General features: G+C 33.2%; 24 protein-coding genes. 2 read left to right on the forward strand and 22 right to left on the reverse strand.

Going from position 1 to position 24,254, the window contains the following annotated elements:
* Window positions 1–162: 162 nt before the first annotated feature.
* The 13 genes from wecB to LKE46_RS13735 all read right to left on the reverse strand — a co-directional run bounded on the left by wecB (window position 163) and on the right by LKE46_RS13735 (window position 10,766).
* Window positions 163–1,323 carry a non-hydrolyzing UDP-N-acetylglucosamine 2-epimerase gene (wecB, locus tag LKE46_RS13675; RefSeq protein ID WP_291723426.1) on the reverse strand — a complete coding sequence of 387 codons (1,161 nt, stop codon included), beginning with the start codon at window positions 1,321–1,323 and terminating at the stop codon, window positions 163–165.
* A gap of 45 nt (window positions 1,324–1,368) precedes the next feature.
* Window positions 1,369–2,397, reverse strand: coding sequence for a glycosyltransferase family 4 protein (locus LKE46_RS13680; RefSeq protein ID WP_291723430.1), 1,029 nt, complete (start codon window positions 2,395–2,397; stop codon window positions 1,369–1,371).
* 28 nt (window positions 2,398–2,425) lie between these two features.
* Window positions 2,426–2,839 (reverse strand): deoxycytidylate deaminase, encoded by a 414-nt coding sequence (locus LKE46_RS13685; RefSeq protein ID WP_291723433.1) that lies wholly within the window; start codon window positions 2,837–2,839, stop codon window positions 2,426–2,428.
* Window positions 2,840–2,960: 121 nt separating this feature from the next.
* Window positions 2,961–3,590, reverse strand: coding sequence for a uracil phosphoribosyltransferase (gene upp / locus LKE46_RS13690; RefSeq protein WP_291723436.1), 630 nt, complete (start codon window positions 3,588–3,590; stop codon window positions 2,961–2,963).
* A gap of 27 nt (window positions 3,591–3,617) precedes the next feature.
* Entirely contained in the window at window positions 3,618–4,067 is a 450-nt protein-coding gene (gene rpiB / locus LKE46_RS13695) for a ribose 5-phosphate isomerase B (RefSeq protein ID WP_291723440.1), read from the reverse strand.
* 94 nt (window positions 4,068–4,161) lie between these two features.
* A complete protein-coding gene (locus LKE46_RS13700; RefSeq protein ID WP_291723443.1) occupies window positions 4,162–4,620 on the reverse strand; it encodes a low molecular weight protein arginine phosphatase in 459 nt (152 codons plus the stop codon).
* A gap of 35 nt (window positions 4,621–4,655) precedes the next feature.
* Entirely contained in the window at window positions 4,656–5,708 is a 1,053-nt protein-coding gene (locus LKE46_RS13705) for an L-threonylcarbamoyladenylate synthase (RefSeq protein WP_291723446.1), read from the reverse strand.
* A 39-nt stretch (window positions 5,709–5,747) separates the two neighbouring features.
* Window positions 5,748–6,482, reverse strand: a complete 735-nt coding sequence (locus LKE46_RS13710; protein ID WP_434735196.1) for a ZIP family metal transporter — start codon at window positions 6,480–6,482, stop codon at window positions 5,748–5,750.
* A 46-nt stretch (window positions 6,483–6,528) separates the two neighbouring features.
* Window positions 6,529–7,155 carry a hypothetical protein gene (locus LKE46_RS13715; RefSeq protein ID WP_291723448.1) on the reverse strand — a complete coding sequence of 209 codons (627 nt, stop codon included), beginning with the start codon at window positions 7,153–7,155 and terminating at the stop codon, window positions 6,529–6,531.
* Window positions 7,156–7,194: 39 nt separating this feature from the next.
* Entirely contained in the window at window positions 7,195–8,265 is a 1,071-nt protein-coding gene (gene prfA, locus LKE46_RS13720) for a peptide chain release factor 1 (RefSeq protein ID WP_291723449.1), read from the reverse strand.
* An 87-nt stretch (window positions 8,266–8,352) separates the two neighbouring features.
* Complete coding sequence (gene prmC / locus LKE46_RS13725; RefSeq protein WP_291723450.1) at window positions 8,353–9,216, reverse strand: peptide chain release factor N(5)-glutamine methyltransferase; 864 nt, start codon at window positions 9,214–9,216, stop codon at window positions 8,353–8,355.
* 30 nt (window positions 9,217–9,246) lie between these two features.
* Window positions 9,247–10,170: a DUF1385 domain-containing protein gene (locus tag LKE46_RS13730; RefSeq protein WP_291723451.1), complete on the reverse strand. Its 924-nt coding sequence runs from the start codon at window positions 10,168–10,170 to the stop codon at window positions 9,247–9,249.
* A complete protein-coding gene (locus tag LKE46_RS13735; RefSeq protein WP_291723452.1) occupies window positions 10,170–10,766 on the reverse strand; it encodes a thymidine kinase in 597 nt (198 codons plus the stop codon). The genes LKE46_RS13730 and LKE46_RS13735 overlap by 1 nt, the downstream gene beginning before the upstream one ends.
* Before the next feature lie 183 nt (window positions 10,767–10,949).
* On the opposite strand from LKE46_RS13735, the gene rpmE reads away from it, so the two are divergent.
* Window positions 10,950–11,162 carry a 50S ribosomal protein L31 gene (rpmE, locus tag LKE46_RS13740; RefSeq protein ID WP_291723453.1) on the forward strand — a complete coding sequence of 71 codons (213 nt, stop codon included), beginning with the start codon at window positions 10,950–10,952 and terminating at the stop codon, window positions 11,160–11,162.
* Between the two features lie 76 nt (window positions 11,163–11,238).
* Here the strand turns inward: rpmE and rho are convergent, their stop codons facing one another.
* The 5 genes from rho to ypeB all read right to left on the reverse strand — a co-directional run bounded on the left by rho (window position 11,239) and on the right by ypeB (window position 17,137).
* Window positions 11,239–12,687 carry a transcription termination factor Rho gene (rho, locus tag LKE46_RS13745; RefSeq protein ID WP_434735219.1) on the reverse strand — a complete coding sequence of 483 codons (1,449 nt, stop codon included), beginning with the start codon at window positions 12,685–12,687 and terminating at the stop codon, window positions 11,239–11,241.
* Window positions 12,688–13,041: 354 nt separating this feature from the next.
* Window positions 13,042–14,649, reverse strand: coding sequence for a CTP synthase (locus LKE46_RS13750; protein ID WP_291723455.1), 1,608 nt, complete (start codon window positions 14,647–14,649; stop codon window positions 13,042–13,044).
* Between the two features lie 195 nt (window positions 14,650–14,844).
* Window positions 14,845–15,153 carry a ribose-5-phosphate isomerase gene (locus tag LKE46_RS13755; RefSeq protein ID WP_291723456.1) on the reverse strand — a complete coding sequence of 103 codons (309 nt, stop codon included), beginning with the start codon at window positions 15,151–15,153 and terminating at the stop codon, window positions 14,845–14,847.
* Window positions 15,154–15,276: 123 nt separating this feature from the next.
* Window positions 15,277–15,693: a DUF1934 domain-containing protein gene (locus tag LKE46_RS13760; protein WP_291723457.1), complete on the reverse strand. Its 417-nt coding sequence runs from the start codon at window positions 15,691–15,693 to the stop codon at window positions 15,277–15,279.
* A 73-nt stretch (window positions 15,694–15,766) separates the two neighbouring features.
* A complete protein-coding gene (gene ypeB / locus LKE46_RS13765) occupies window positions 15,767–17,137 on the reverse strand; it encodes a germination protein YpeB (RefSeq protein ID WP_291723458.1) in 1,371 nt (456 codons plus the stop codon).
* Between the two features lie 287 nt (window positions 17,138–17,424).
* Here ypeB and LKE46_RS13770 point away from each other — a divergent pair, with 287 nt between their 5' ends.
* Window positions 17,425–18,678 carry an MGDG synthase family glycosyltransferase gene (locus LKE46_RS13770; RefSeq protein WP_291723460.1) on the forward strand — a complete coding sequence of 418 codons (1,254 nt, stop codon included), beginning with the start codon at window positions 17,425–17,427 and terminating at the stop codon, window positions 18,676–18,678.
* Window positions 18,679–18,711: 33 nt separating this feature from the next.
* On the opposite strand, the gene spoIIR is transcribed toward LKE46_RS13770, so the two are convergent.
* From spoIIR to ispE, 4 genes are all read right to left on the reverse strand, one after another.
* Window positions 18,712–19,392 carry a stage II sporulation protein R gene (spoIIR, locus tag LKE46_RS13775; RefSeq protein ID WP_291723462.1) on the reverse strand — a complete coding sequence of 227 codons (681 nt, stop codon included), beginning with the start codon at window positions 19,390–19,392 and terminating at the stop codon, window positions 18,712–18,714.
* Between the two features lie 94 nt (window positions 19,393–19,486).
* Entirely contained in the window at window positions 19,487–21,739 is a 2,253-nt protein-coding gene (locus LKE46_RS13780) for a Ger(x)C family spore germination protein (protein WP_291723464.1), read from the reverse strand.
* 21 nt (window positions 21,740–21,760) lie between these two features.
* Window positions 21,761–23,218 (reverse strand): spore germination protein, encoded by a 1,458-nt coding sequence (locus LKE46_RS13785; protein WP_291723466.1) that lies wholly within the window; start codon window positions 23,216–23,218, stop codon window positions 21,761–21,763.
* A gap of 159 nt (window positions 23,219–23,377) precedes the next feature.
* Window positions 23,378–24,220, reverse strand: a complete 843-nt coding sequence (gene ispE, locus LKE46_RS13790) for a 4-(cytidine 5'-diphospho)-2-C-methyl-D-erythritol kinase (RefSeq protein ID WP_291723468.1) — start codon at window positions 24,218–24,220, stop codon at window positions 23,378–23,380.
* Window positions 24,221–24,254 lie beyond the last annotated feature (34 nt).

Below are 24,254 nucleotides of genomic sequence, written 5' to 3' on the forward strand. Positions count from 1 at the left end.
ATTTCATTATACTCGATAATTAAAAATTTATCAATATTTTTGTTAAAAAAAACACAAAGTTTTTTAGTACCCCATTTGAGGAAATTGGATTTTGTCAAATATGTTATATAAATCTATTTACATGTTACACTATTTAAAAAGCATTTGCAATAATTAATTCAATTATTTGTTTAAATAATTGAACTCATTGTATTTTCCCTTCTCAATACCAAAATAGTCCAATATTGCATCGACGATTCTTATTGAGGCCTTTCCATCACCATATGGATTTATTGCTCTGCTCATTCTTTCATATTCATCTGGATTTCTTATAAGTTCGTTGGCACTTTTAACTATCATCTCCTCTGAAGTCCCCACAAGTTTTACCGTACCAGCTTCTACTGCCTCAGGTCTTTCTGTAACATTTCTTAAAACAAGTACAGGTTTCCCTAAGTGTGGTGCTTCTTCTTGAAGCCCGCCGGAATCAGTCATAACCATATAGCACTTGTTCATTAAATTATGAGTCTCATCTGTATCAAGCGGTGGAAATAGATATACCCTGCCCTGATCCCCTAATATCTTGTATACTACATCCTTTACCACTGGATTCAAGTGTACCAGATATACTAGTTCTACATCCTTGTTCTGCTGTACTACAGTTTTTAGAGCCCTGCAGATATTTTCTATTCCAGCTCCCCAGTTCTCTCTTCTATGTGCTGTTACCATTATAACTTTATTATTTTTATAATCTATTTGATTCAATCTATTATTGTTAAATTCATAACTGGGATTTATTGTAACATTCATAGCATCTATAACTGTATTTCCAGTTACAAATATTTGACTTTCACAAATTCCTTCCCGCAAAAGATTATATTTGGATTTTGGAGTAGGGGCAAAGTGAAGATCTGCTATGGCACCTGTAAGTTTTCTATTCATCTCCTCCGGAAATGGGAAATATTTGTTATAGGTTCTAAGCCCGGCTTCAACATGGCCCACCTTGATTTTTTTGTAAAATGCAGCCAAGGCCCCTGCAAAGGTTGTAGTGGTATCTCCATGTACCAGAACAAGATCTGGTTTTTCTTCTATAAATATTTCTTCAAGTCCTTCAAGTACCTTCGTTGTTATTCCTGTCAATGTCTGCTTGTTTTTCATTATGTTCAGGTCAAAATCCGGGTTTATGCCAAATAAATTCAATACTTGATCCAGCATCTGCCTGTGCTGTGCCGTAACACATACTTTATTGGTTATGTACTCTCTTTTTTCAAGTTCCCTTACAAGTGGGGCCATCTTTATTGCTTCGGGTCTTGTACCAAATATGGTTATAGTTTTCAACATTCTCATATATATACCTCCATTTTCTACAGGTCCACATTTTATATTGAAATGTCAATCTTTATGTTTAAAAAATCCAACCTTCCAGGCAATTACAACAAGTACTACCATAACTCCTGCCAGAACAAAGTAAGACCTCTGTGGATTAATTTGCATGGCGATTATGGAAAAACTCCCTAAAATAATACTTATTATATACATTATCATGACTGACTGTCTCTGAGTTAATCCCATATCAAGCAATCTGTGATGCAGATGTCCTCTATCAGCCTGCATAATGGGTCTGCCATTTATCTTCCTTCTTATCATGGCAAACAATGTATCATAGATGGGTATACCCAATGCAAGTATTGGAACTGCAATGGAAAATGCCGCCGCTGACTTTATTGCTCCTTCTATTGATATGGATGCCAGCATGAATCCCAGAAGTTGTGCTCCTGTGTCACCCATAAATATTACAGCAGGATTAAAATTGTATGGCAGGAAACCTATTATTGAGCCTGAAAGTATGATTGTCAGCATAGCAGCCTCATTTCTGCCATTTAAAATTGATATGATAAAAAGTGTAACAGCCGATATAAATGACACTCCTGCTGCCAATCCATCAAGCCCATCAATGAGATTCATGGCATTTGTTATTCCCACTACCCATATTATAGTAAGAGGAATATACATATATCCTACATTTATAAACTGATAAACGTTACTTACAGGATTTGTCACAATGGTTATTCTTATTCCAAAAAATATTAAAACAAGAGCAGATGATATCTGAAACAGAAGTTTACACCAGGGTTTTATATTATATTTGTCATCCAGTACTCCACCTATTACTATTATGGTTGCACCCAATATCAAACCAATTTCAGAATTGGTCAGATCTCCCCTATTGAATATAAGTGTTATTATAAAGGAAAAATATATAGCCAGTCCGCCCAAAAGCGGCATCGGCTTATTATGTACTCGTCTATTGTCCTTGGGTATGTCAATAACGTTAAGTTTCAGCGCAATTTTTCTTACAATCGGTGTAAGCACACATGAAATTACTGCTGAAATTATCGCCAATATGTATATGTTATCCATTAGTTAACCTTCCTCATCATATCTCATGTTATTCTTTTGCTACCTTTTTCAGTTTTATATGCGGTGCGTATTTGAACCAGTTGATTTCAGGGGAATAGTCCTCGCAAAATACAACCCTGCTCACTCCACAGGTTATTATAAGTTTTTGACATTCCGGACAAGGCATGTGCGTAACATAGATGGTAGAATTTTCCCTATCATCGGGACATACTTCCAAAAGGCAGTTAACTTCTGCATGAATAGTTCTTATACAATGATTGTCTTTCATGAGACATCCAACAGCATCACAATGATCCAATCCTCTGGGACTGCCATTATAACCAGTCCCTTTAATTCTTTTATTTTTAACAAGGACGGCTCCTACATGTAATCTTGGACACGTACTTCTTTCAGCAACTTTAAATGCAATATCCATAAAATAATTATCCCAATCTTTTCTCATAAAATTTCTCCTCAGTTTAAAAACTATATTAATTATAAACTATAAAGCCATTTTTTTAAAGGAATCCTGAAATCTTTAAAATTTAAGACCCTCGAATCCATCAAGAGTCTTAAAAATCCAATCACTTGGTACCGTAGAGTCTGTCGCCTGCATCTCCAAGTCCAGGTATTATATACCCATTTTCATTTAATTTTTCATCCAGGGCACCTATATATACATCTACATCAGGGTGAGTTTCTGTAACTTTTTTTATTCCTTCTGGAGCAGCAATCAGGCACATAAGCCTTATATTTTTTGCTCCCTTTTTCTTCAGAAGAGATATTGCATCGCTGGATGAGCCTCCTGTAGCAAGCATTGGATCTGTTACAATTACTTCTCTTTCTCCAATATCCTGAGGCAATTTGCAGAAATATTCTACTGGTTGTAACGTCTTCTCATCTCTATAAAGCCCTATATGTCCAACCTTTGCAGCAGGAATAAGCTTTAACATTCCTCCAACCATTCCAAGTCCCGCCCTGAGTATCGGTACTATTGCAACTTTCTTCCCTGACAGCATCTTGCATGTAGTTTTGCATATAGGTGTTTCTATTTCAACATCTTCTGTCTGGAAATCCCTTGTTACTTCATATGCCATAAGCATAGCTACTTCCTCTACAAGTTCCCTGAAGTCTTTCGAGCCTGTATTTTTATCTCTTATAAAAGCTAATTTATGTAATATAAGCGGATGTGTTATCTGTGTTACTTTACTCATTTACAATTACTCTCCTTATTGTATTTCTTATTTAATGTACTTATTTTCAATCGCAGTGATTTTATTAACTCGTCTTTCGTGTCTTCCTCCCTGAAATTTTGCATTCAAGAACGTATCTACTATGTCCAAAGCAAGTCCAACACCTACAATTCTCTCTCCAAGTGCCAATATATTTGCATTATTATGTTCACGACATGCATGTGCACTAAATGTATCTCCACAAAGTGCCGCTCTTACTCCCGGGATTTTATTTGCCGCTATACTTATTCCTATACCTGTTCCACACACCAATATTCCAAATTCATAGTTTTTAGATGCAACTTCTTCTCCAACCTTCTGTCCATAATCCGGATAATCACAGGAATCCTCTGAAAAAGTTCCAAAGTCCTTAAATTCTATATTTCTAGCTTCCAGATGTTTCATTATTTCCTTTTTTAGAGGAAATCCAGCATGATCACTTCCTATTGCAATTTTCATAAAAGCACCTCCCAAATTTATTGAATTACAACAAAATACATTTAAAAAATAAAAATCTTTCTGACAAATCCCGCAAAAAAAGAAGATAAAAACATTAAGCAATGCCTGTATCTTCTTTTAATTTTTTCAGTAATACCAAAATACACTCCTCAAGATCTCTATACGCAGCTTCATACTCCATTATATCGCCACCAAAAGGGTCTACTATATCACCTTTCTGCATAACAGCCTCTTTTAATGTAAATATCTTATAATCAAAGTCAGGAAACTTTTTAACAAGTACATCCTTTATATACCCGGTCATCGTAAAAATGAGGCTTGAACTTTCCAACATATATTCAGTAAGCTGAACTGCCTTTCTATTAATTATGTCTTCATTTATATATCTTTTAACAATATATGCTGCATTATAAGAAGCTTCACTTTCTGGTACTACAGATACACCGGCTGAATACGCTGTCATACCATCCATATCACAGAACTTATTGAATATTGCTTCAGCCATACAGCTTCTACAAGTGTTGCCTGTACATACAAATAGAATTTTTTTCAACGCAATCATCACCACTTTCAAATTGAATATAACACTTAAACTTCCGTAATATCAAACCCGGCAGATTTCTGAAGTCTGTTCATTACAGCAACACCCATGCCCTTTTCATAGAATGCCTCTGAAATTATAATATCTACATTGCTGTCATCAAAACGTCTTAGAGTTTCAAATAAATTTTTGGACACCTCTATCATGTTCTTCCTGCTTCCAAGGGATATTACAAGTGCATCTTTGTAGTAAAGTTTAGTTTCATCGGTAGCAATTATGCCTACCTCTTTATTTTCATCTATATAATTCTGCACCATTTCATTAATTTTTGCAATAGTTTTTTTCAAATCTCCCCTAACTATTTTCACCTTGGCTTTGGGTGCATAATGTCTGTATTTCATACCAGGTGCCTTTGGTTTTATTTTTCCATCAGGCTTTTTCATAATGGCAGGATCAATATATGCATCTTCTTCAATCTTTTTCAGCATTTCAAGAGTTATCCTGCCAGGCCTCAATATACAGCTGGGACTTACAGTACAGTCAATGACCGTAGACTCCACTCCAAATTCGCACATATCTCCACCTAAAATATAATCCACCTTTCCTTCAAGGTCCTCAATACATCTTTCTACATCCGTAGGACTTGGCCTTCCTGATATATTGGCAGATGGTGCTGCAATCGGTACATTTGCTGCCTTTATCAATACACGTGCTATTTTATTGGATGGCATCCTTATACCTATACTTGAAAGTCCGGCACTTGTAACATCTGGAATCAACTCAGTTTTTGGAAGTATCAAAGTCATGGGACCCGGCCAGAATGCATCCATAAATTTTCTAGCTGCCGGTGATATGTATCTTACCAAAGGTTCTATTTCTTCCATATCTGATATATGTACTATAAGAGGATTATCCTGCGGCCTTCCCTTGGCTTGAAATATTTTCCTTACAGCACTGGCATCAAGTGCATTGGCTCCCAATCCATATACAGTTTCTGTAGGAAATACTACAAGACCGCCTTCCTTTATAACGCTTCCTGCTTCTTCTATAATATCAGCATCGATATTTTCTTCATCCAATAATTTAACTTTTGTATCCATAAATCATTACCATCCTTTTATTTTAAAGAAATTATACAATTACAATACATGTACAATTATGAGTCCAAGAATTATTCCGATCAGTACCCCAAAGGTACTTGCCACCCCTTCCCACAATTTCGAAGATTCAGGTATCATCTCTCCACATACTACATACAGCATTATGCCAGCTGCAGACGAAAGACAAATACCCAGTACATTATTGGATATTCCGGCAATAAATGCCCCGAAAAACGTTCCTACAGCGGTAGGGAATGCCGTAATAAAAGCATATAAAAGTATCTTTGCTTTTTTTATTCTGGATGACATGAGGGGTGCCGAAACAGCAAGTCCCTCCGGTATATCGTGGATTGCAATTATAAGGCACATCTTTATTCCAAGGCTTCCTCCAGCTCTAAATCCACAGCCCATTATTATACCTTCCGGAAAATTATGAATCATAAGTCCTACGGCCGCCATAAATGCTACTTTTATATGTTTATTAATATGATCTATTTTTATCCTGCTGTCAATTGCCGCCATAATACATGCACCTAGGACGGCACATATTATAGTATTAAAAAAATCCCATGTCATAATCGCTTCCGGTATTAAATCAAATACAACTATAGAAAGCATCAATCCTGCTGCAAAGCCGACTATTGTACCTATAAACCTGTTGGAGGGCTTTTTCACTATTACGCCTAGAGATGCTCCAATCATCGTACCTATAAGCGATACGGCGCTTCCAACAATTACAATATTTGCAATACTGATATTCAAAAAACCACCCATATATTATTGATTATATTCTATATGTATGCTGCTTCATGTTTATTTATCATTCCCTATAGGTAAAATTATACTTTTCAGAATTCTCTCTATAATATTTTATTTCATCTATAGTTTCTTCTGTAAAATGTGCATGTACACAATTTCTATATATAACATCCAATAATGGATATTTCTTTATACCTGCCCTCTTAATTATCGTATAATAAAATTTTTGTTCCGGATATATTATCTTTATCCTGTTATAGTTAAAAGCCGTACATGGATGCCTTTTTAAAAATTCCAGATTTACAGGAATCATTCTGCTGCTTCTGAATTGCGAAGTTGCCAGGACAATAATTTTAAAGTCGCCTGATTCTCTATTGTTATATGGATATTTCTCTACATGAACCAAAATAACCTTATTACATATTACGTTTATTTTATGCCTACTTATACCTATAATTATTTTTAATTTGTATCCATCAGATTCAAACTTTAAAGACTCATTATTTATCTTTATTATAACAGCTAAAAATATAAGAACTTCTATAATCATAAGATAAATCATGTAAAACAGATTAAACTTTCCAGACATCGCGAAAACAGCTGGTAACATAAAAAAAATAAAGCTCATAAAAAGCATAAATATCTTATAAGATCTTTTTTGCTTATTTATGGCTCTATCTATATTCATAATTACCCGTTAGTTTGAATAACGGTTTTCAACTCCTCTCTATTTTCCTATAGATTCCATCTTCTTTGCCTGATCTGCAGTTATAAGTGCATCAATAACTTCGTCAATGTCTCCATCCAAAAATGAGTCCAATTTGTATAAGGTTAAGCTTATCCTGTGATCTGTAATTCTACCTTGAGGGAAATTATAAGTTCTTATTCTCTCACTTCTGTCACCTGTCCCTACCTGATTTCTCCTGTCTTCTGCTATGCTTGCATTTCTTTCATTCTCTGCCATTTCATAAAGCCTAGATTTTAAAACCTTCATGGCTTTTTCCTTGTTTTTGAGCTGGGATTTTTCATCCTGGCAGGAAACTACAATGCCTGTAGGTATATGCGTAATTCTTACTGCGGAATCCGTAGTATTTACACACTGTCCTCCATGTCCAGATGCTCTAAATACATCTATTCTTATATCATTTGAATTTACTACTATATCTACATCATCAACTTCCGGAAGTACTGCTACAGTTGCCGTTGAAGTATGAATCCTGCCACTTGATTCAGTATCCGGTACTCTCTGAACTCTGTGCGTTCCGCTCTCATATTTTAACCTGCTGTAAGCACCTTTCCCTTTTACCATGAATACTATTTCCTTGAAACCGCCGATATCCGTAGCATTCAGACTTATTGTCTCTACGTTCCAGCCCTTTCTTTCAGCATACCTGGTATACATTCTTGTAAGATTGGCTGCAAATAGGGCCGCTTCTTCTCCTCCTGCGCCACCTCTTATTTCCACAAATACATTTTTGTCATCATTGGGATCTTTAGGGAGAAGCAGTATTCTCAATTCATCTTCACTTTTCTCTATTTTTTCTGTAAGTGATTTTATCTCTTCCTGCTCCATATCCCTCATCTCTCTGTCCGTTTCCTCTTTGAGCATTTCCTTATTGTCGGCCAGATCCTGTTTTGCCTTCTTGTATTCTCTATATTTGGAAACTATTATTTCCATATCTGCATGTTCTTTGCATAACTTCTGCCATTCTTTTTGATCCTTCATAACAGCAGGATCACTTATTTTTATAGACAGTTCTTCATATTTGTTCTCTATAAAATCAAGTCTTTCCAACATATTTTTATCACTCCGTATAAATATTTTCACAATTTATTATTATATCATACTATTCTTATATGCACCAACATTTATACTATATTTTTTCTATAATTTTCCAAGTACTACTCTGTCCCTTCCTGCCAGATCCTTCTTACTCTGGATATCTGAAAATCCATTATTTTTGAGTATTTCTTCTACCTCCTGTCTTTCATCATATCCTATCTCAAACATGATCATTCCATTTGTATCAAGTAGTTCCAAACTTTGTGACACTATCTTTCTGTAAAATTTAAGGCCATCTTTTCCTCCGCATAGAGCTTCATAAGGCTCATAATCTCTTACATCACTCATAAGTGTGGATATGACATCTTCCTTGATATAAGGTGGATTACATACTATAATATCAAATTTTTCATTCTCCAATATGAAGCTCTGCAATAAATCACTTCTCACAATTTGGACTCTATTTTCAAGAGAAAATTTTCTTATATTTTCTTTTGTAACTTCACAGGCCTCTGGAAATTTATCACAGCAGATTACACGAACATCCTCAATCAATTTGGCAATTGATATACCAATTGCCCCACTCCCGCAGCACGCATCACATATTTTGATAAATCCATTATATTTTATTTTCTCAATTGCCTCTTCAACAAGTGTTTCTGTATCCGGTCTTGGAATTAAGACTCCCTGTTTTACGTAAAAATTCAATCCCATAAATTCACATTCACCTAATATATACTTTACAGGCATCCTTTTTTCTCTCAAATTCAAAAGTTCGTAATACTCTTTTATATCCTCGTCTTCCACTTCATAATCTCTATTTATCAATAAAAAAAGCTTATCCTTTCCCAGAACTTTTCCAAGCAATAATTCTGCATCCAATCTATAGCTATCTATGTTCTTCCTTTTTAAGCTTTCATACCCGTAAGTCAAAAGTTCCCCTACCTTATTTCTTAACTTCTCCATTTTACTTCTCCATTTCAGATAAAATTAGTTTTATATATCTTCTTCGTCACTTTTCATTCCTTCAGCACATTTCAATGCCGCTATAGCCACTTCCAATTGTTTGTAATCCGGTTCTCTCGTAGTTAATTTCTGAAGCATGAGCCCTGGGTAGGCAAGGAATCTTGATAACATGCTATGGCTTCTGCCCATCCATTTTATCAATTCGTAGGTTATTCCGGAAACTATCGGCAATAAAATTATTCTATACAATATCCTTTCCCATATATTGCTCCACCCTGTCAATGAAAACAATATTATACTTACTATCATAACCAAAAATAAAAAATTAGTACCACATCTCGGATGAAGTCTTTCAAATTTCTTTGCATTTTTAGGTGTAAGGTCAGCTTCATTTTCATAGCAAAATATAGTCTTATGCTCTGCACCGTGATACTGAAATAATCTATTTATATCCGGTATTTTCCCAATAAGATAAATATACAGCAAAAATATGGCTACTCTTATTATACCTTCTATTATATTCAATCCAATACTGCTCTCCACATTAAATCTTTTAAATATATTTGCAAGAAAAGTTGGAAATATAAAAAAAAGTATAACAGCTATAGCAAGAGATATACAAACAGTAATTCCAAGAAGTACATCATCACTTTTATCTTTAAATACACTTTCAAACCAGTTATCAAATTTACCTGGCTGCTCTTCTTCTTCAAAAAATGAAGCTGAATAATTAAGAGTTGTTATTCCTATTACAAGTGACTCTATCAATCCCACAAATCCCCTTATAATAGGAAGTGCCAGAAACCTATTTCTCTTATTATAAGGTACACTGTCTTTTCTATCAACCACAATTTCACCATCGGGTTTTCTAACTGCAGTAGCAACTCCATTAAGTCCTCTCATCATAACTCCTTCTATAACTGCTTGACCACCAACTGATGTTGTTCTTGACATTATATCACCCCATTTTGAGATTTATACTTAAAATAACATTTTCCGCACAGAGACTCATATTCAATATTATCTTTTTTGTCTATAGCTATCTGCCTTCCTTCAAATACAAATTTTCCATTTACTTTTCTGCCATTAAATATAGCCTTTCTGCCGCATTTGCATATGGTTTTCAACTCTTCCAGGCTGTGAGCCAGAAGTAATAGCCTTTCACTTCCTTCAAATCCATTCATCTGGAAGTCAGTTCTAATTCCATAACATATCACGGGAATATCATCCAATACCGCTATTTTAAACAATTGGTCTATATGTTCTTTTTTTAAAAACTGTACTTCATCTACAAGTATACAGTCTATATTTCCTCTTTTATTATTCCGCTTTTTTATAATATACCTAATATCATCACTTTTATCAACTAATATGTCAACCTTTCTTGAGAATCCAAGTCTTGATACAATTTTATCCTCGCCTTTTGTATCTGTATGCGCCTTTATTAGAACAACCTTCATTCCGCGCTCCTCATAATTGTATGCTACCTGTAATAAATTTGTAGATTTTCCGCAATTCATAGCTCCATACCTAAAATACAACTTGCTCATAAAATTACCTCTTTTTTAATTCTATAATATTAAACAAATATTATTTTAACAAACCAGATTGATTTATTAAAGTATTTATTTTATAAAAAATGTCTGAAAATGTTTATTGACTTGATATAAAAGGCATGCTATAATTTAGAGGTTAATGTGATAATTGCGTTTGATTTGAAAGAGGTGAAAAACATGAAAAAAGGCATACATCCAGAATACTACCATGATGCTGTAGTTAAGTGTGCATGTGGAAACACTTTCACAACCGGCTCAACTAAAAAGGAGTTGAAAGTGGAAATATGCTCTAAGTGCCATCCATTCTTCACTGGTAAGCAGAAATTAGTTGATGCAGGCGGAAGAGTTGATAAGTTCTTAAAGAAATTCAATTTAAAAAATGAACAGTAATTTGTTGCTTAGGCTTTTTAAAACCTGACCTTATCTAAAAATTAAGGTCAGGTTTTATTATTATATTCCACGCTGTTTATTTTTTTGCTAATTTTTTATTCATATCTATTTTGCTGGCAAATTGTATAAATTCTCTATTGTCTTTAGTTTTAGTCAAAAGATTTATAAGCTGTTCTGTGATATTCTGAGTATTATTTTCATCATATAAAATCTTTCTTATATTGAAAGCACAATCTTTTTCTTCCTGGGTTTTAAACAAGAGATCTTCTCGTCTCGTTCCTGACTTGTATATATCAATAGCAGGAAATATTCTTCTTTCCTGAAGTTTTCTGTCGAGATGGACTTCCATATTACCTGTACCTTTAAACTCTTCAAATATCATATCGTCCATTCTGCTTCCAGTCTCAATCAAAGCTGTGGCAAGAATTGTAAGGCTTCCACCTTCTTCTATATTTCTCGCTGCACCGAAGAATTTTTTAGGCATTATAAGCGCCCCCGGATCCAGTCCTCCTGAAAGGGTTCTCCCTGTTGGGGTTATAGTTAAATTATATGCTCTTGAAAGTCTTGTTATGCTGTCCAAAAGTATTACAACATCCTGTCCCTGCTCCACCATTCTTTTTGCCCTTTCAAGTACCATATAGGCTACCTTCGTGTGATGTTCAGGTTCTTCGTCAAATGTGGAATATATTACTTCTCCACGGATTGATCTCTGCATGTCTGTAACTTCTTCCGGCCTTTCGTCTATAAGCACCACTATCAATTTTATTTTTGGATTATTTATAGATATGCTCTGTGCTATCTTTTTTAGAAGGGTAGTTTTCCCCGCTTTAGGGGGTGCTACTATAATTCCCCTCTGTCCTTTCCCGAGCGGTGACATTATATCCATAAGTCTCGTAGACAATTCAGAACTTCCTGTTTCCAATTTTATTCTTTCATTTGGATATATAGGAGTAAGGGTTTCAAATGGTTTTCTTCCGACTGCCCTCTCTGGATTTTCTCCATTTACCCTTTCAACATACAAAAGCGCTTTGAACTTCTCTCCTTCTTTTGGAGTTCTAACTTTTCCTATAACTTCATCACCTGTTCTTAAATTAAACCTCCTTATCTGGGATGGAGAAACATATATATCATTCGGTCCTGTTAAATAATTTTTCCCTCTCAAGAATCCATAATTGTTGTTCTCAATAATTTCAAGTACTCCCTTTGCACTATCCGATTCATTTATCATTTCCTTTAGCTTTTCTTTTTTATGCTCGCCATTTTCCTTCAAATCTTCTTTCTTTTCTTCCTTTTCCTGCTTTATTTCCGGATATTTTCCTTCATCCGATTCTACTTTCTCTGCTTTTTCATCTTGATGTATAGCTTCGCTTTTTGGACTTATTTTTTCTCTAAGTATAACCCCATCCCTTTCTATAGAAACTGGAGATAATCTTTTTATCTCTTCAATCAATTCTGCTTTTTTATATTTATAAGCATCTTTCATTCCCAGTTCTCTTGCAATCTTTTTAAGTTCTACCAATTTCATACTGTCCAACTCTCTATCTTTATTAATCAAAAAGTAACACCTCTCATTATTAACCTTATATAATCTCCGGGAAAATTCCGATAGAAATTAAAACATTTCTAGAATTCTATATTTTAGATTTAAGAAAATTTTATATTGAAGTGGAAATATAATAAAATAAACCTTTTACAAAGTTTCACAATTAATATGCTGTAAGAACAAATCAACATCATAAAAGATAAGTACTGTACTTACTTTCTATGATATTATTATCATATACAATAATCAATAGTATTAATTAAATTTAGTAAAAATAATCAACAAGCTGGGATAACTTAACTTAGATATCCCAACTTTTAATTATTCAGGAAAGAATTACTTAGACATGTTATATAGAGCTGCTGCAATAAAATCCCTAAACAATGGATGTGGTCTATTGGGTCTTGATTTTAATTCAGGATGAAATTGTACAGCTACAAACCATGGATGATTTCTGATTTCAACAATCTCAACCAATCTTAAATCAGGACTTATTCCTGAAATCACAAGTCCTGCCTTAGAAAGTGCTTCTTTGTATTCATTATTAAACTCATATCTATGTCTGTGCCTTTCATGTATTATTTCTTCATTATAAGCTTTAAATGAATTACTTTCTTTCAACAGTTTACATGGATAAGCTCCCAGACGCATAGTACCGCCTTTTTGATCCATATTTTTCTGATCTGGCATTAAGTCTATTACGGGATATTTTGTATCCGGGTCTATTTCTGAGCTGTGTGCTCCTTCATAACCAATTACATTCCTTGAAAACTCAATTACTGCACACTGCATTCCAAGGCATATTCCCAAAAATGGGACTTTGTTTTCTCTAGCCCACCTTACGGATTCTATTTTACCTTCTATTCCTCTATCACCAAATCCTCCAGGGACTAAGACTCCATCTACATCTTTTAAATATTCACCTGCATTGTCCCTTGTAACATCCTCTGAGTTTATCCATTTAACATTTATATGTGCATTATTGGCATATCCTCCATGATTCAATGCCTCAACTACAGATATGTATGCATCATGGAGTTCTACATATTTTCCTACAAGTCCTATGGTCACACTTTTCGATAAATTCTTTATCCTATCTACCATATCAATCCATTCAGTATTGTCTATATCACTGCACTTCAAACCTAGTTTTTTACATACCAGGCTGTCCAAACCTTCCTTATGAAGCATAAGCGGGACTTCATATAAATTCTGGGCATCTAGATTCTGTATAACAGAATCTCTATCTACATCACAAAACAAGGCTATTTTTTCTTTTAAATCAGAGGAAAGCTCTTTTTCAGACCTGCACACTATTATATCAGGTTGAATTCCTATACTTCTAAGTTCTTTTACAGAATGCTGCGTCGGCTTCGTTTTTAATTCTCCCGACTTTTTCAAATATGGAACCAGCGTAACATGAATAAAGCATACATTTTCTATACCCACATCATATTTTATCTGTCTTATAGCCTCCAGAAATGGAAGGGATTCTATATCTCCTATAGTTCCTCCTATTTCAGTTATTACAACATCTTCATGTTTTTCTTCGGCTACTTTGTATACCCTTGATTTTATTTCATTTGTTATATGAGGTATTACCTGGACTGTACTTCCAAGATACTCCCCTTTTCTCTCCTTTGATATTACAGACCAGTATATCTTGCCTGTTGTTACATTATTATTTTTGCCCAAACTCTCATCTATAAATCTTTCATAGTGTCCCAGATCCAGATCTGTCTCCGCACCATCATCTGTTACAAAAACTTCTCCATGCTGATATGGGCTCATAGTTCCAGGATCTACATTTATGTATGGGTCAAATTTTTGAATTGAAACTTTAAGTCCTCTATTTTTTAAAAGTCTTCCCAGAGAAGCTGCAGTTATTCCCTTTCCAAGTGAAGATACTACTCCTCCAGTTACAAATATATATTTTGTGCTCATAAAATTCCTGCTTTATGCAGTATTCACCCCCTGTTTTGTATTGTTAGGTCTTAACATTCTTAGAAGTTACTATTGACAAAATATTTTGCTGGTGCTATAATGAAAGTCACCCAAATAATATAATGTTAATGTACTATCCTTTTTAACATACCTAATATAATAGCATATTATATTAGTATATGCTAGGGGTTTTTGTTATTTAATTTTATCTATCAATTCTTCAGCTTCAAAATACATATTTCTTATCTTTTTATTAAACAGTAATTTTTCTTCTGCTCTTTTTATATTATTGTTTAACTTGTTTTTACTTATAGATGGCAAATCTTTTTTCAACAGTTCCAGATCAAAGCATCCGTATTTTTTAATCAAAAGGAAAAAAAGATGTCTGCAATCATTATCTTTTAATATCTGAAATAATTCATTTTTAGTTAAACCTTTGTATTCACGCAATATATCAATTATAGCATAGTAAGCCTTTTCTTTATTATTAAAGTACTTATTCATAGTTAATCTTCCCCTATAATTAATTAATATTATTCTCTCTATTTTTATTAATATCCAACTATATATAATTCTAAACACATATAGAGAAAGATTAGCAATATATTTAGATATGTAGCGAAATACTCAGATTTCAGTTTTTATATTGATTTTTAATCTTGTATTCTGATATTTTTGACCGGATATACTTAAATTATAATCTATAAATATATCTCCACCATCTTCATCCAGATTTACTTCAAGCTTATTGGTCTTTATTCTAAGCTCAATAGTTCCATAAGGTGTGTCATAAATAGATAAACTATCCCTTTTTCTACTGAAATCCATATTTGCATTGGTGCTGCCTATCCTTATAAGTGAAAAATTATCATTGTTCATCTTAAATGTAGTATCTGTTCCTTCCATACCTGATACTTCCGTCTCTTTATATTGTGCATAATAAAAAGAATCCTTCTTGTAAAAATCGCCCGGTGTTACCACTTCTATTTTATCATCATCATTTTCCCTGCTGCTGGATACAGATATAACGGCTTTCTTTTTCATGAATAATCCTCCTGAAATACTGCAATTATTATAATTACAAATTCATTATATCAGAACAGGTGAATTATGCAAACTACATTGTGAGCTGGCCGTTCGGCGTATCTATTATTTGAATTATTCTCTCCTCATATCCAGTATTTGCATTTACATAGATTTTAAAATCATCCTCTTTGTAATTTCCTGAAAATTCATAACACAATACTTCTTTATTATTTTCTGTGGGGATTACAGCCAGCTTTTCCCCTCTTACATTTAATTTCTTTCCAACCTTCGTTTTAGCAAAGGCCAATGCTATTTTGGGATTTCCCATATTTCTCTTATCTTCATGTGCTACTAAATACTTTTCAGATTCAACTCCTACAACTTCTCCATTATCCAATGCAACTTTCAATTTTATCTGATCCGGATATACAATTACATCGTCCTGTTTATATACATAACTTATTACGGCTTCATTTCCATATCTCAAAGTATATGTAGGAACCATATTTTTATATCCTAAACTTTTCAAATATTTTTCGCCTATATTTACTGCTTTCTTCACATCCATAGTAGAATTATTTATAACTCTATCATTTATAAGATACAATATTTTTCCGCCATTTTTACTTATTTCACAAGTTAGACTTTCATCCCTGTTATTGTCAGATTTCAAAGATGCCACAAATCTATATACCTTTATATTCCCTTTCTCGGTCACACTTTGAGTTTTTATATCTTTAATTTTATTATTTTTCATTATCTTTTTTGCGATAGACTCAGCTTGTTTTTGAGAAACTTCTTTTTGAGAATTTATCTTTGGAGTTATAGAAAGAGTATTGTCCGAAAAAGGTCCATCATAGATTAATGCCGGATATTGTACTATCTGTTTTTGTATATTTTCAAATTGATTTAATGCATCATCAGAATTATTTCTGGCAAATACTCCTGTAATTTTTTTTCTTATTTCTCCCCACTTAATCTGACCTTCATTTATATCATTGGATACATTATTCAACTGATTCTCCAAATCTGATGATTCTTTCTTCAACCTCTCAATAGTTGAATAATCATTATCTGTAAGATCTCCTCCTCTGCTGGAGGTTTTTGCAAGACTATAGCAGAAATCGCCGACTTGATTCAGGAACTTGCTTGTATCAGCTATTGCCGGCTGGGAAATCGGGAGGGAATTAAGCTTATCATTAGCCGTAGCAGAATGTCTGAATATTTCCTCGAATACAGTTATCCCCTGTTCTCGAGAACCGATTACTTCGGCTTTTGCCAGATTTACCCTTATATTCTGGACAGCATCTATCAGTTCAAACATATTTTTTCCATATTCACCTTGTAGATAGTTCCTGTAATCATTTCTTTCCAATGTCATAAGAATAGCAAAAGTACTTGAAAATACAATAATTAAAGTTACTATAGCTGTATATATAATTCTCTTTCTAGATGTTTTCATAAACAAATACGCTTTCCAATTGTAAAACCGGTCAGCTCTTCCCTCCTTAGTGTTAAATAATTATAATAAATATATTATCTGTACTATCGTAAATATTATTCATCTATGCTTGTCAAACATGAAATTATGTGCATAAACAATTTATCTGGTATAATATTAATATTAATTTTTTCTTAAATGTTCACAAATCAGTTTATTATTATAGATATATTCTATATAATGTTAAGTGTATAATAATAAATACTTTGTTTATAACATTCACACATGATTACTCAGAAGGTGATTAAATGAAAGTACTGATTTTCTCAGTTTCTGCCGGCGGAGGTCATGTTCAGGCAGCAGAGGCTATAAAAGATTATATTAAGCTTGAAGCCTTGGATTCAGAAGTACGTATAATAGACACTTTGAAATATATAAATCCAATAATAGACAAGGTTGTAATAGGGAGTTACTTAAAGGCCCTAAAAGTTACACCTTCTCTGTATAGGAAATTATATTCTTATTCTGAAGGTACTGATCCAATTGCAGTTACTTTAGCTTCAAAATTAATAGAAATACTGACCTACAAACTGATTCCGTTAATAGATGACTTTAATGCAGATATATTAATATCTACCCATCCATTTACTACGGAAATGCTGTCAGTATTAAAATTCAAATACAATCTCAATACACCCTGTATGTCCATCATAACAGATTTCTATTCACATAGTACATGGCTGCATCCTTACATAAACGCTTATGTAGTATCAAATGAAGATATGATTGATAAAATGGTTTCAGAAGGTATAAAAAAAGAAAGCATATATGATTTTGGAATACCTGTGAAACCCTATTTTGTTAAAAAATATGATAGGGATGCTACTCTACAGGATTTGAATTTATCAACTTCCAAGTTTACTGTACTCATTATGGGTGGAAGTTTGGGAATGGGCAAAATTAAAGATATATATGAACAACTAAATGAGATGGATGAGGATATTCAAATCATTATAATAACTGGTAAAAATAAAAAATTATACTCGAATCTTTTGAAGCTTAAAGATTTTTCTCTAAAACAGACCTGTATTGTTGGATTTACAGAAGAGGTAAATAAATATATGCAGTGCAGTAACCTGCTGTTGACCAAACCCGGTGGGCTTACAATTACAGAGGCTTTAATATGCAATCTTCCTATTGGAATTTTTTCTCCAATACCAGGACAGGAAGAGAAAAATGCACAGTTTCTTTTCAAACATGAATTGGCTGTTAACTTAACTGATACTTCAAAATGCGGTGAAAATATTGATATACTTTTAAAAGCTCCAGATAAATTAAAAGCCATGGCTGAAAACTGCAGCAAATTTTCCAAGCCAAACTCTGGTTACAATATTATGAAATTAATTCATTATCTTATAGGAACAGGCAATACGGGCTCCAACGCAAATCACAGTACCATAAAAAACAGCAGGCACTATGAAAAAGAGGCTATAAAGGTTTTAATTAAATCAGTAGGTGAACACTTTTTAAAGACTGCCAACAAAATATTTGAAGGGAATTAATTTTAATTTAGCTTGGGAGTTCCCCGAGTTATATTAAAATCCTATTTTCTTCATAAAATCTACTATTTTAAACCTTACTTCTATTTTCTTTGGCGATTTACGTTTATCTGGGTGCTCAATTCCATTATCCACAGAATCATATTCCTTTTGATTCAAGACACTTTTCATTTTTTCTTCCGTACTCTTATAAGAAATCTGCCCTTTTGAAATATCAACAAAGCACAAGGGCGGAAACATAACACACCACCAGTTCTGTCCTTTACCTTCCCCAATTATTATTCTATAAGCTTCATATCTACCCTGCGGCAATGTAATATTCCCATATGTCTTTATAGGGAAACCAGCCTGTCCAAGTGTACTTCTCACTTTATAGGTATATCCCTGTTCCTGTATAACCTTCCTTGCTACAGCCAAAATATTCTTATCATTTTCTTTAAGAATCTTTCTCGATTCATTTATATTCGATGAATTCTTCAGCTTTGGTGAAATATATTCTAGAACTGCATCTCTCACCTTCAGTTTCAGGGCTTGGTCACTTTTTAAATCACTATTAGCTATGACATGAAATCTTATTATCTTTGATGCTATACTCTTCTGTATATCCTCTCCTTCTCCATTTAAAGCCATGAAATTATAATTCCTGGAACTTACAGTAAAATTAAAAGTATATATAACTAAAATACCCAATACACACATAAAAAGAAATTTTTTCATATTATCTACTCCCCTTCTAAAATCAAGATGCTATTTTTATCCTAATAATGAGTATTGACAGATATCCTAGTTATATTCAATTTTACAAAATATATTATTGAACAACTCCAATTCTTCTTATCTGGGTATCAACATTTACATTTAGGGATGAATTTTTATATTCTTCATCCCATTTGTCCTTCACTTTGTTCCATATATTGGGATAAAATTTTTCCAGATGCTCTCCAAATCCTACAGGATCTATCTGAAGATCATTTTGAGTTATTTTCAAAGCATATTCACATTCTCTTTTTATAGATTTATTGAAATTTTCCTGAATATAATTTAATTTGTCAACTGAAAACACTTTTTTATCTAGCGAATAGTTTTTTATTTGCGCTTCTATTTTTAAATCCACACTAAAATTCAATCTGCCATCAACTTGACTTACATTTATTTTTCTCGCAGTATTTGTTATATCAATATCTATAGGATGTTTATCTACATATATCATTTTTTTACTTCCTTTTAACTTGCCCCTAAGCAATTCTATATTGGCTGTTTCTACTGGATTCAGATCCCCTTTAACCATGAAGTTTTTTATGGCTGTAGACCCTTCTATTTTTATATCCTTATTATCTTCATCAATATTAACTACTGGAAGGAGACTATTTCCGTTTTCATTTATCTGTACTAAAAAGTCATTCAACGTCACCGGAATTATCTCACTATTGTTATAATCATTTTCTATTAATCCGAGAATATATGTTTCCATGTTCTTTTCCATATTGGTTTGTAGTTTCACATATTGCTGGGCATTTCCCTTTGCTACAACTATATACATATTCCTATTCAAGGAAGGCTCCCTTTGAAGATAATCCAGAATTTCCTTAAGTACAGTTGGATTTTTCATAATACCTTCACTAAAAACAAGCAAATTGGTATGGCTGAATCTTATGGATCTACTGCTTTTGAGTCTGGCTTTGCTGACAGCATCCTGAAAAGAATATCCATCCGCATCTATATATTTGTCCTGTGCCTGGGCTCCTTTATCAGGGCCGAGCTGACTCAAATCAGGGACTCCAAATGTAACATGAATTTTCTTCAAATCAATGGATGTCAGTGGATCATAAGGCTTTATATCTTTTAAATATTTTTCCTTATTTATATCTTCACCTGGATCTATTGCAATTATAGAAACCAGCTGTTTACTTTCTATTTCAGTTTTGTCCCAGCACCCTGTAAGCAAGAAACATATCAAAAATAGCGGCAGTATTCTTTTTAAAGAAGTTTTTTTGAATCTGGCAAATAGAAATATAATTATTGGAAGTATAATTACATTGAATACAAAAAATGGTATTATAATCTTATTGCCAAGATTATAGAGAACTGCTATGTTCTTAGGATAAATAGCTATCATATATATCACAATTCCCAAAATTACAGCTGTAATATTTACACTTTTCAACTTAAACATGTCTTTTAATATATCTGATGAAAAATAATATATATTTGAAAAGGTAGTAAAATAGAACATGACCCACATGGCCATGACTGCACCTTCCCACCTCTCTATAAACAGACCGTTTACATTTATGGATTTCATCATGGTTATAGTTGGCCAGAGTAATATACCTGTCTGGTTTTTTGAGAAAATTGCCAGTGATAAAATCACTACAGTTACATAGAACAGCGTTATAAACAATATGCTTTTTCCTGCTGTTTTAATTAGAGAAAATTTACTTTTTAAAAAGGGGGCTATTATATATATTATTTCTATGCCCGAAAAGCTGTATATTGTACTTTTGAGTGCCTCCATATATTTATAGGGACTATTATTAAGTACAGGCAATATATTGCTGAATTCAGCTTTATTTAATGCAAACATAAATATTATTATTATTGGTACAAACATTATCCAAAAAGATATTTCATTAAATTTTATCAGGCTTTCAAGTCCACCTCTCACAAGATAAATTGATGTCAGTATTGTAACGACAAATATAAATTCCGTAGGTGTTTTTTCCAACAAATACATCTTTATGACTTCTGTAAATATTCTCATTCCAAATGATATGGCAAAAATATTATATGCAATAAAAACCAATGCAAAGATATTTCCAAACAATCTTCCAAAATTGTTTTTTAATATGATGTATAGTTTATTATAATCATTTAATTTTATAGCCGAGTATGCAACATACAGTAAAAGATATATTAAAATCCCTGCAATAATAGTTACAATCCAGCTGTCAGTACCTATAATATCTACAACTTCTCGTGGATAAGAAAATATACCTACTCCGATGACAGTTACAACAATAGTACTGAATAATCCAAAACTCGTAATAAAATTTTTATGCTGCATGTTTAAACATCACCTCCAGCTTCATTTCTGCCTTACCTTATCCCCGGTATTCATATATTCAGGTCTCCTTCTTAAAAACTTAATTGGGAATCTCAAATACATGTCTTTAAAATCATTTAAATTTTCATTTACCATAGGTGCCAAATATGAAACTCCAAAACTTTTCAACCTTACAAGGTGTATCAATGTCAATATAAGTCCTATCATTATTCCATAAAATCCAGCTATGGCAGATGCAATTATAAGTAAAAACCTTATTAATCTGAATGCAGAGGTAATTTCATAATTTGGTGTAGTAAAACTCGTTATTGCTGTAACAGCTACTATAATTATCATAATTGGACTTACAATTCCAGCCTGAACTGCAGCCTGACCTATAATAAGTCCACCAACTATACCTGTAGTTGCACCTATGGCCTTTGGCAGCCTTTCAGTAGACTCGAGTAAAAGTAAAAAGCTGAATTCCATTATCATAGCTTCCACAAATGCCGGAAAAGGTACTCCTTCTCTTGATGCTGCAATAAAATATGCCAGTTTAGTTGGTATTATTCCTGTGTGAAAAGATGTCACAGCCACATATAAAGCTGGCATTACAAGAGATATGAGTATAGACAAAAATCTTATGATTCTTATAGCAGAGCTGTATATCCATCTTTGATAATAATCATCCGGCGACTGAAATAAATTTGGCAATGTCGTTGGAACTATAATAGCTGATGGAGAATTATCAACAAGTATTGCAATTCTTCCTTCGTATACGGCAGATGCTACTACATCCGGCCTTTCCGTACTCTGTATCTGTGGAAATAAGGACCACTTGTTGTCCTCTATAAGCTGTTCTACATATCCACTATCCAAAATAGCATCAATTTTTATATCATCGAGCCTTTTTTTCAATTCCTCCAATGCTGTCTTATTTACTATATCCTCTATATAGATAATAGCCATGTCAGTTTTTGATCTGACTCCTATGGGATTTGAAACTATTTTCAGCCTGCTGTCTCTTATTCTTCTTCTCACAAGTGCCGTATTGAATCTGATCGTTTCCGTGAATCCATCTCTTGACCCTCTTATAACAGTTTCAGACGAAGGCTCTGATACCCCCCTTGCAGGCCAGAATCTGGTAGCTATTACATAAAGACTTCTCTGTCCGTCTACAAACATTATCATATCTCCGGAAAGCATGAGATTTATGCCCTTTTCCATATCATCCAGCTCTTTTATATCTGATACGGACATGATCCTGTCTTTTATCTCATTCTCGGATTTTACATAATGAGTTCTCGTCATTATCCCCCTCATAAGATCATTAATAAGCATTTTGTCTACCATTCCATCTATATAAACTATTGCCGCTTTTGTATTACTTATATAAAACTTCCTAAAAACCATATCAGAATTATTTTCAAACAGGTTTTGAACATATATCATATTTTCATCAACTTGAGGAGATATATAACTTTCTATTACTTCCTTCATAACTGCCACTTCCTTTAAAATCAAGCTTATATATTCTTTTCCAGAGTATTTTTTACTTTTGTCGGCTTAATTATTCATCATAATTGTTGGACAAAATAAAAAATACACTATAAATTACTTTAACTAAAAAATAATTTATAGTGTATTCGCAATCCTGCATTAAATTGTTCTCGTAATAAAAACCTCTTTGTATTTGGCTTTCATCTTGTCATAACACAACTGAGCCTTCTGAATATCGTCAAAGACAGCAAATATGGTCGGTCCGCTTCCGCTCATCAATGCTCCCAACGCTCCAGCCGCCATTGCTTCCCTCTTTATCCGTTTTAGTATATGATGCTTTTTCAATACAACATTTTCCAAAACATTTTTCATATTTTTACTTAATCTTACTGCATCATTTTCTTCCAGAGCTTTTAACAACAGCTTAGTATCAGGATGCTTGTTTACTTTATTCAAGTCCAAGATACTGTATACTTCTTTTGAAGATACTCCAAATGGAGGTTTTATAAGTACTATAATCTGATTTCTGAATGGGGTAACTCTAGTTACCTTCTCTCCTATTCCCTCACAAAGAGCTGTTCCACCTGAAATACAATACACTACATCGGTACCTATCTTTAGAGCCAATCTTTCTAATTCTCTATTGCTCAGATTTGGTTTATAAATATTTCTCATAGTTCTAAGTACTGCCGCCGCATCTGTACTGCCACCTGCAAGCCCGGCTGAAACCGGGATATGCTTTTCTATATTTATTTTAATACCATCTTTTATATTGCAGGTATTCATAAACAATTCAGCGGCTTTATAGGCTAAATTTCTGTTATCCAGTGGTATATAGCTTTTATTACAATATATACATATTCCCCTGTCTATCCTGTTTATTGTTAAAATATCATACAAATCTATAGTTTGCATTATCATTTTTAGAAAATGGTACCCATCTTTCCTTTTACCAATCACATCAAGTGATAAATTTATTTTGGCATAAGCTTTGGCTAACATATTATCCTCCAAATTACAATTTCTATAACATTTT

Source organism: Clostridium sp. (assembly GCF_022482905.1).
Classification (GTDB): domain Bacteria; phylum Bacillota; class Clostridia; order Clostridiales; family Clostridiaceae; genus Clostridium_B.

Excerpts from the sequence above, each read along its gene's own strand:
- upp (WP_291723436.1), bottom strand. The coding sequence starts at position 3,590 with ATGAGTAAAGTAACACAGATAACACATCCGCTTATATTACATAAATTA.
- LKE46_RS13770 (WP_291723460.1), top strand. The coding sequence starts at position 17,425 with ATGAAAGTACTGATTTTCTCAGTTTCTGCCGGCGGAGGTCATGTTCAG.
- rho (WP_434735219.1), bottom strand. The coding sequence starts at position 12,687 with ATGAAATTGGTAGAACTTAAAAAGATTGCAAGAGAACTGGGAATGAAA.
- rpiB (WP_291723440.1), bottom strand. The coding sequence starts at position 4,067 with ATGAAAATTGCAATAGGAAGTGATCATGCTGGATTTCCTCTAAAAAAG.
- ispE (WP_291723468.1), bottom strand. The coding sequence starts at position 24,220 with ATGTTAGCCAAAGCTTATGCCAAAATAAATTTATCACTTGATGTGATT.
- LKE46_RS13755 (WP_291723456.1), bottom strand. The coding sequence starts at position 15,153 with ATGAATAAGTACTTTAATAATAAAGAAAAGGCTTACTATGCTATAATT.
- prmC (WP_291723450.1), bottom strand. The coding sequence starts at position 9,216 with ATGGAGAAGTTAAGAAATAAGGTAGGGGAACTTTTGACTTACGGGTAT.
- LKE46_RS13760 (WP_291723457.1), bottom strand. The coding sequence starts at position 15,693 with ATGAAAAAGAAAGCCGTTATATCTGTATCCAGCAGCAGGGAAAATGAT.
- wecB (WP_291723426.1), bottom strand. The coding sequence starts at position 1,323 with ATGAGAATGTTGAAAACTATAACCATATTTGGTACAAGACCCGAAGCA.
- LKE46_RS13730 (WP_291723451.1), bottom strand. The coding sequence starts at position 10,170 with ATGTCAAGAACAACATCAGTTGGTGGTCAAGCAGTTATAGAAGGAGTT.
- ypeB (WP_291723458.1), bottom strand. The coding sequence starts at position 17,137 with ATGAAAACATCTAGAAAGAGAATTATATATACAGCTATAGTAACTTTA.
- spoIIR (WP_291723462.1), bottom strand. The coding sequence starts at position 19,392 with ATGAAAAAATTTCTTTTTATGTGTGTATTGGGTATTTTAGTTATATAT.
- LKE46_RS13705 (WP_291723446.1), bottom strand. The coding sequence starts at position 5,708 with ATGGATACAAAAGTTAAATTATTGGATGAAGAAAATATCGATGCTGAT.
- LKE46_RS13680 (WP_291723430.1), bottom strand. The coding sequence starts at position 2,397 with ATGGATAACATATACATATTGGCGATAATTTCAGCAGTAATTTCATGT.
- prfA (WP_291723449.1), bottom strand. The coding sequence starts at position 8,265 with ATGTTGGAAAGACTTGATTTTATAGAGAACAAATATGAAGAACTGTCT.
- LKE46_RS13780 (WP_291723464.1), bottom strand. The coding sequence starts at position 21,739 with ATGCAGCATAAAAATTTTATTACGAGTTTTGGATTATTCAGTACTATT.
- rpmE (WP_291723453.1), top strand. The coding sequence starts at position 10,950 with ATGAAAAAAGGCATACATCCAGAATACTACCATGATGCTGTAGTTAAG.
- LKE46_RS13710 (WP_434735196.1), bottom strand. The coding sequence starts at position 6,482 with ATGGGTGGTTTTTTGAATATCAGTATTGCAAATATTGTAATTGTTGGA.
- LKE46_RS13785 (WP_291723466.1), bottom strand. The coding sequence starts at position 23,218 with ATGAAGGAAGTAATAGAAAGTTATATATCTCCTCAAGTTGATGAAAAT.
- LKE46_RS13750 (WP_291723455.1), bottom strand. The coding sequence starts at position 14,649 with ATGAGCACAAAATATATATTTGTAACTGGAGGAGTAGTATCTTCACTT.
- LKE46_RS13715 (WP_291723448.1), bottom strand. The coding sequence starts at position 7,155 with ATGAATATAGATAGAGCCATAAATAAGCAAAAAAGATCTTATAAGATA.
- LKE46_RS13685 (WP_291723433.1), bottom strand. The coding sequence starts at position 2,839 with ATGAGAAAAGATTGGGATAATTATTTTATGGATATTGCATTTAAAGTT.
- LKE46_RS13735 (WP_291723452.1), bottom strand. The coding sequence starts at position 10,766 with ATGAGCAAGTTGTATTTTAGGTATGGAGCTATGAATTGCGGAAAATCT.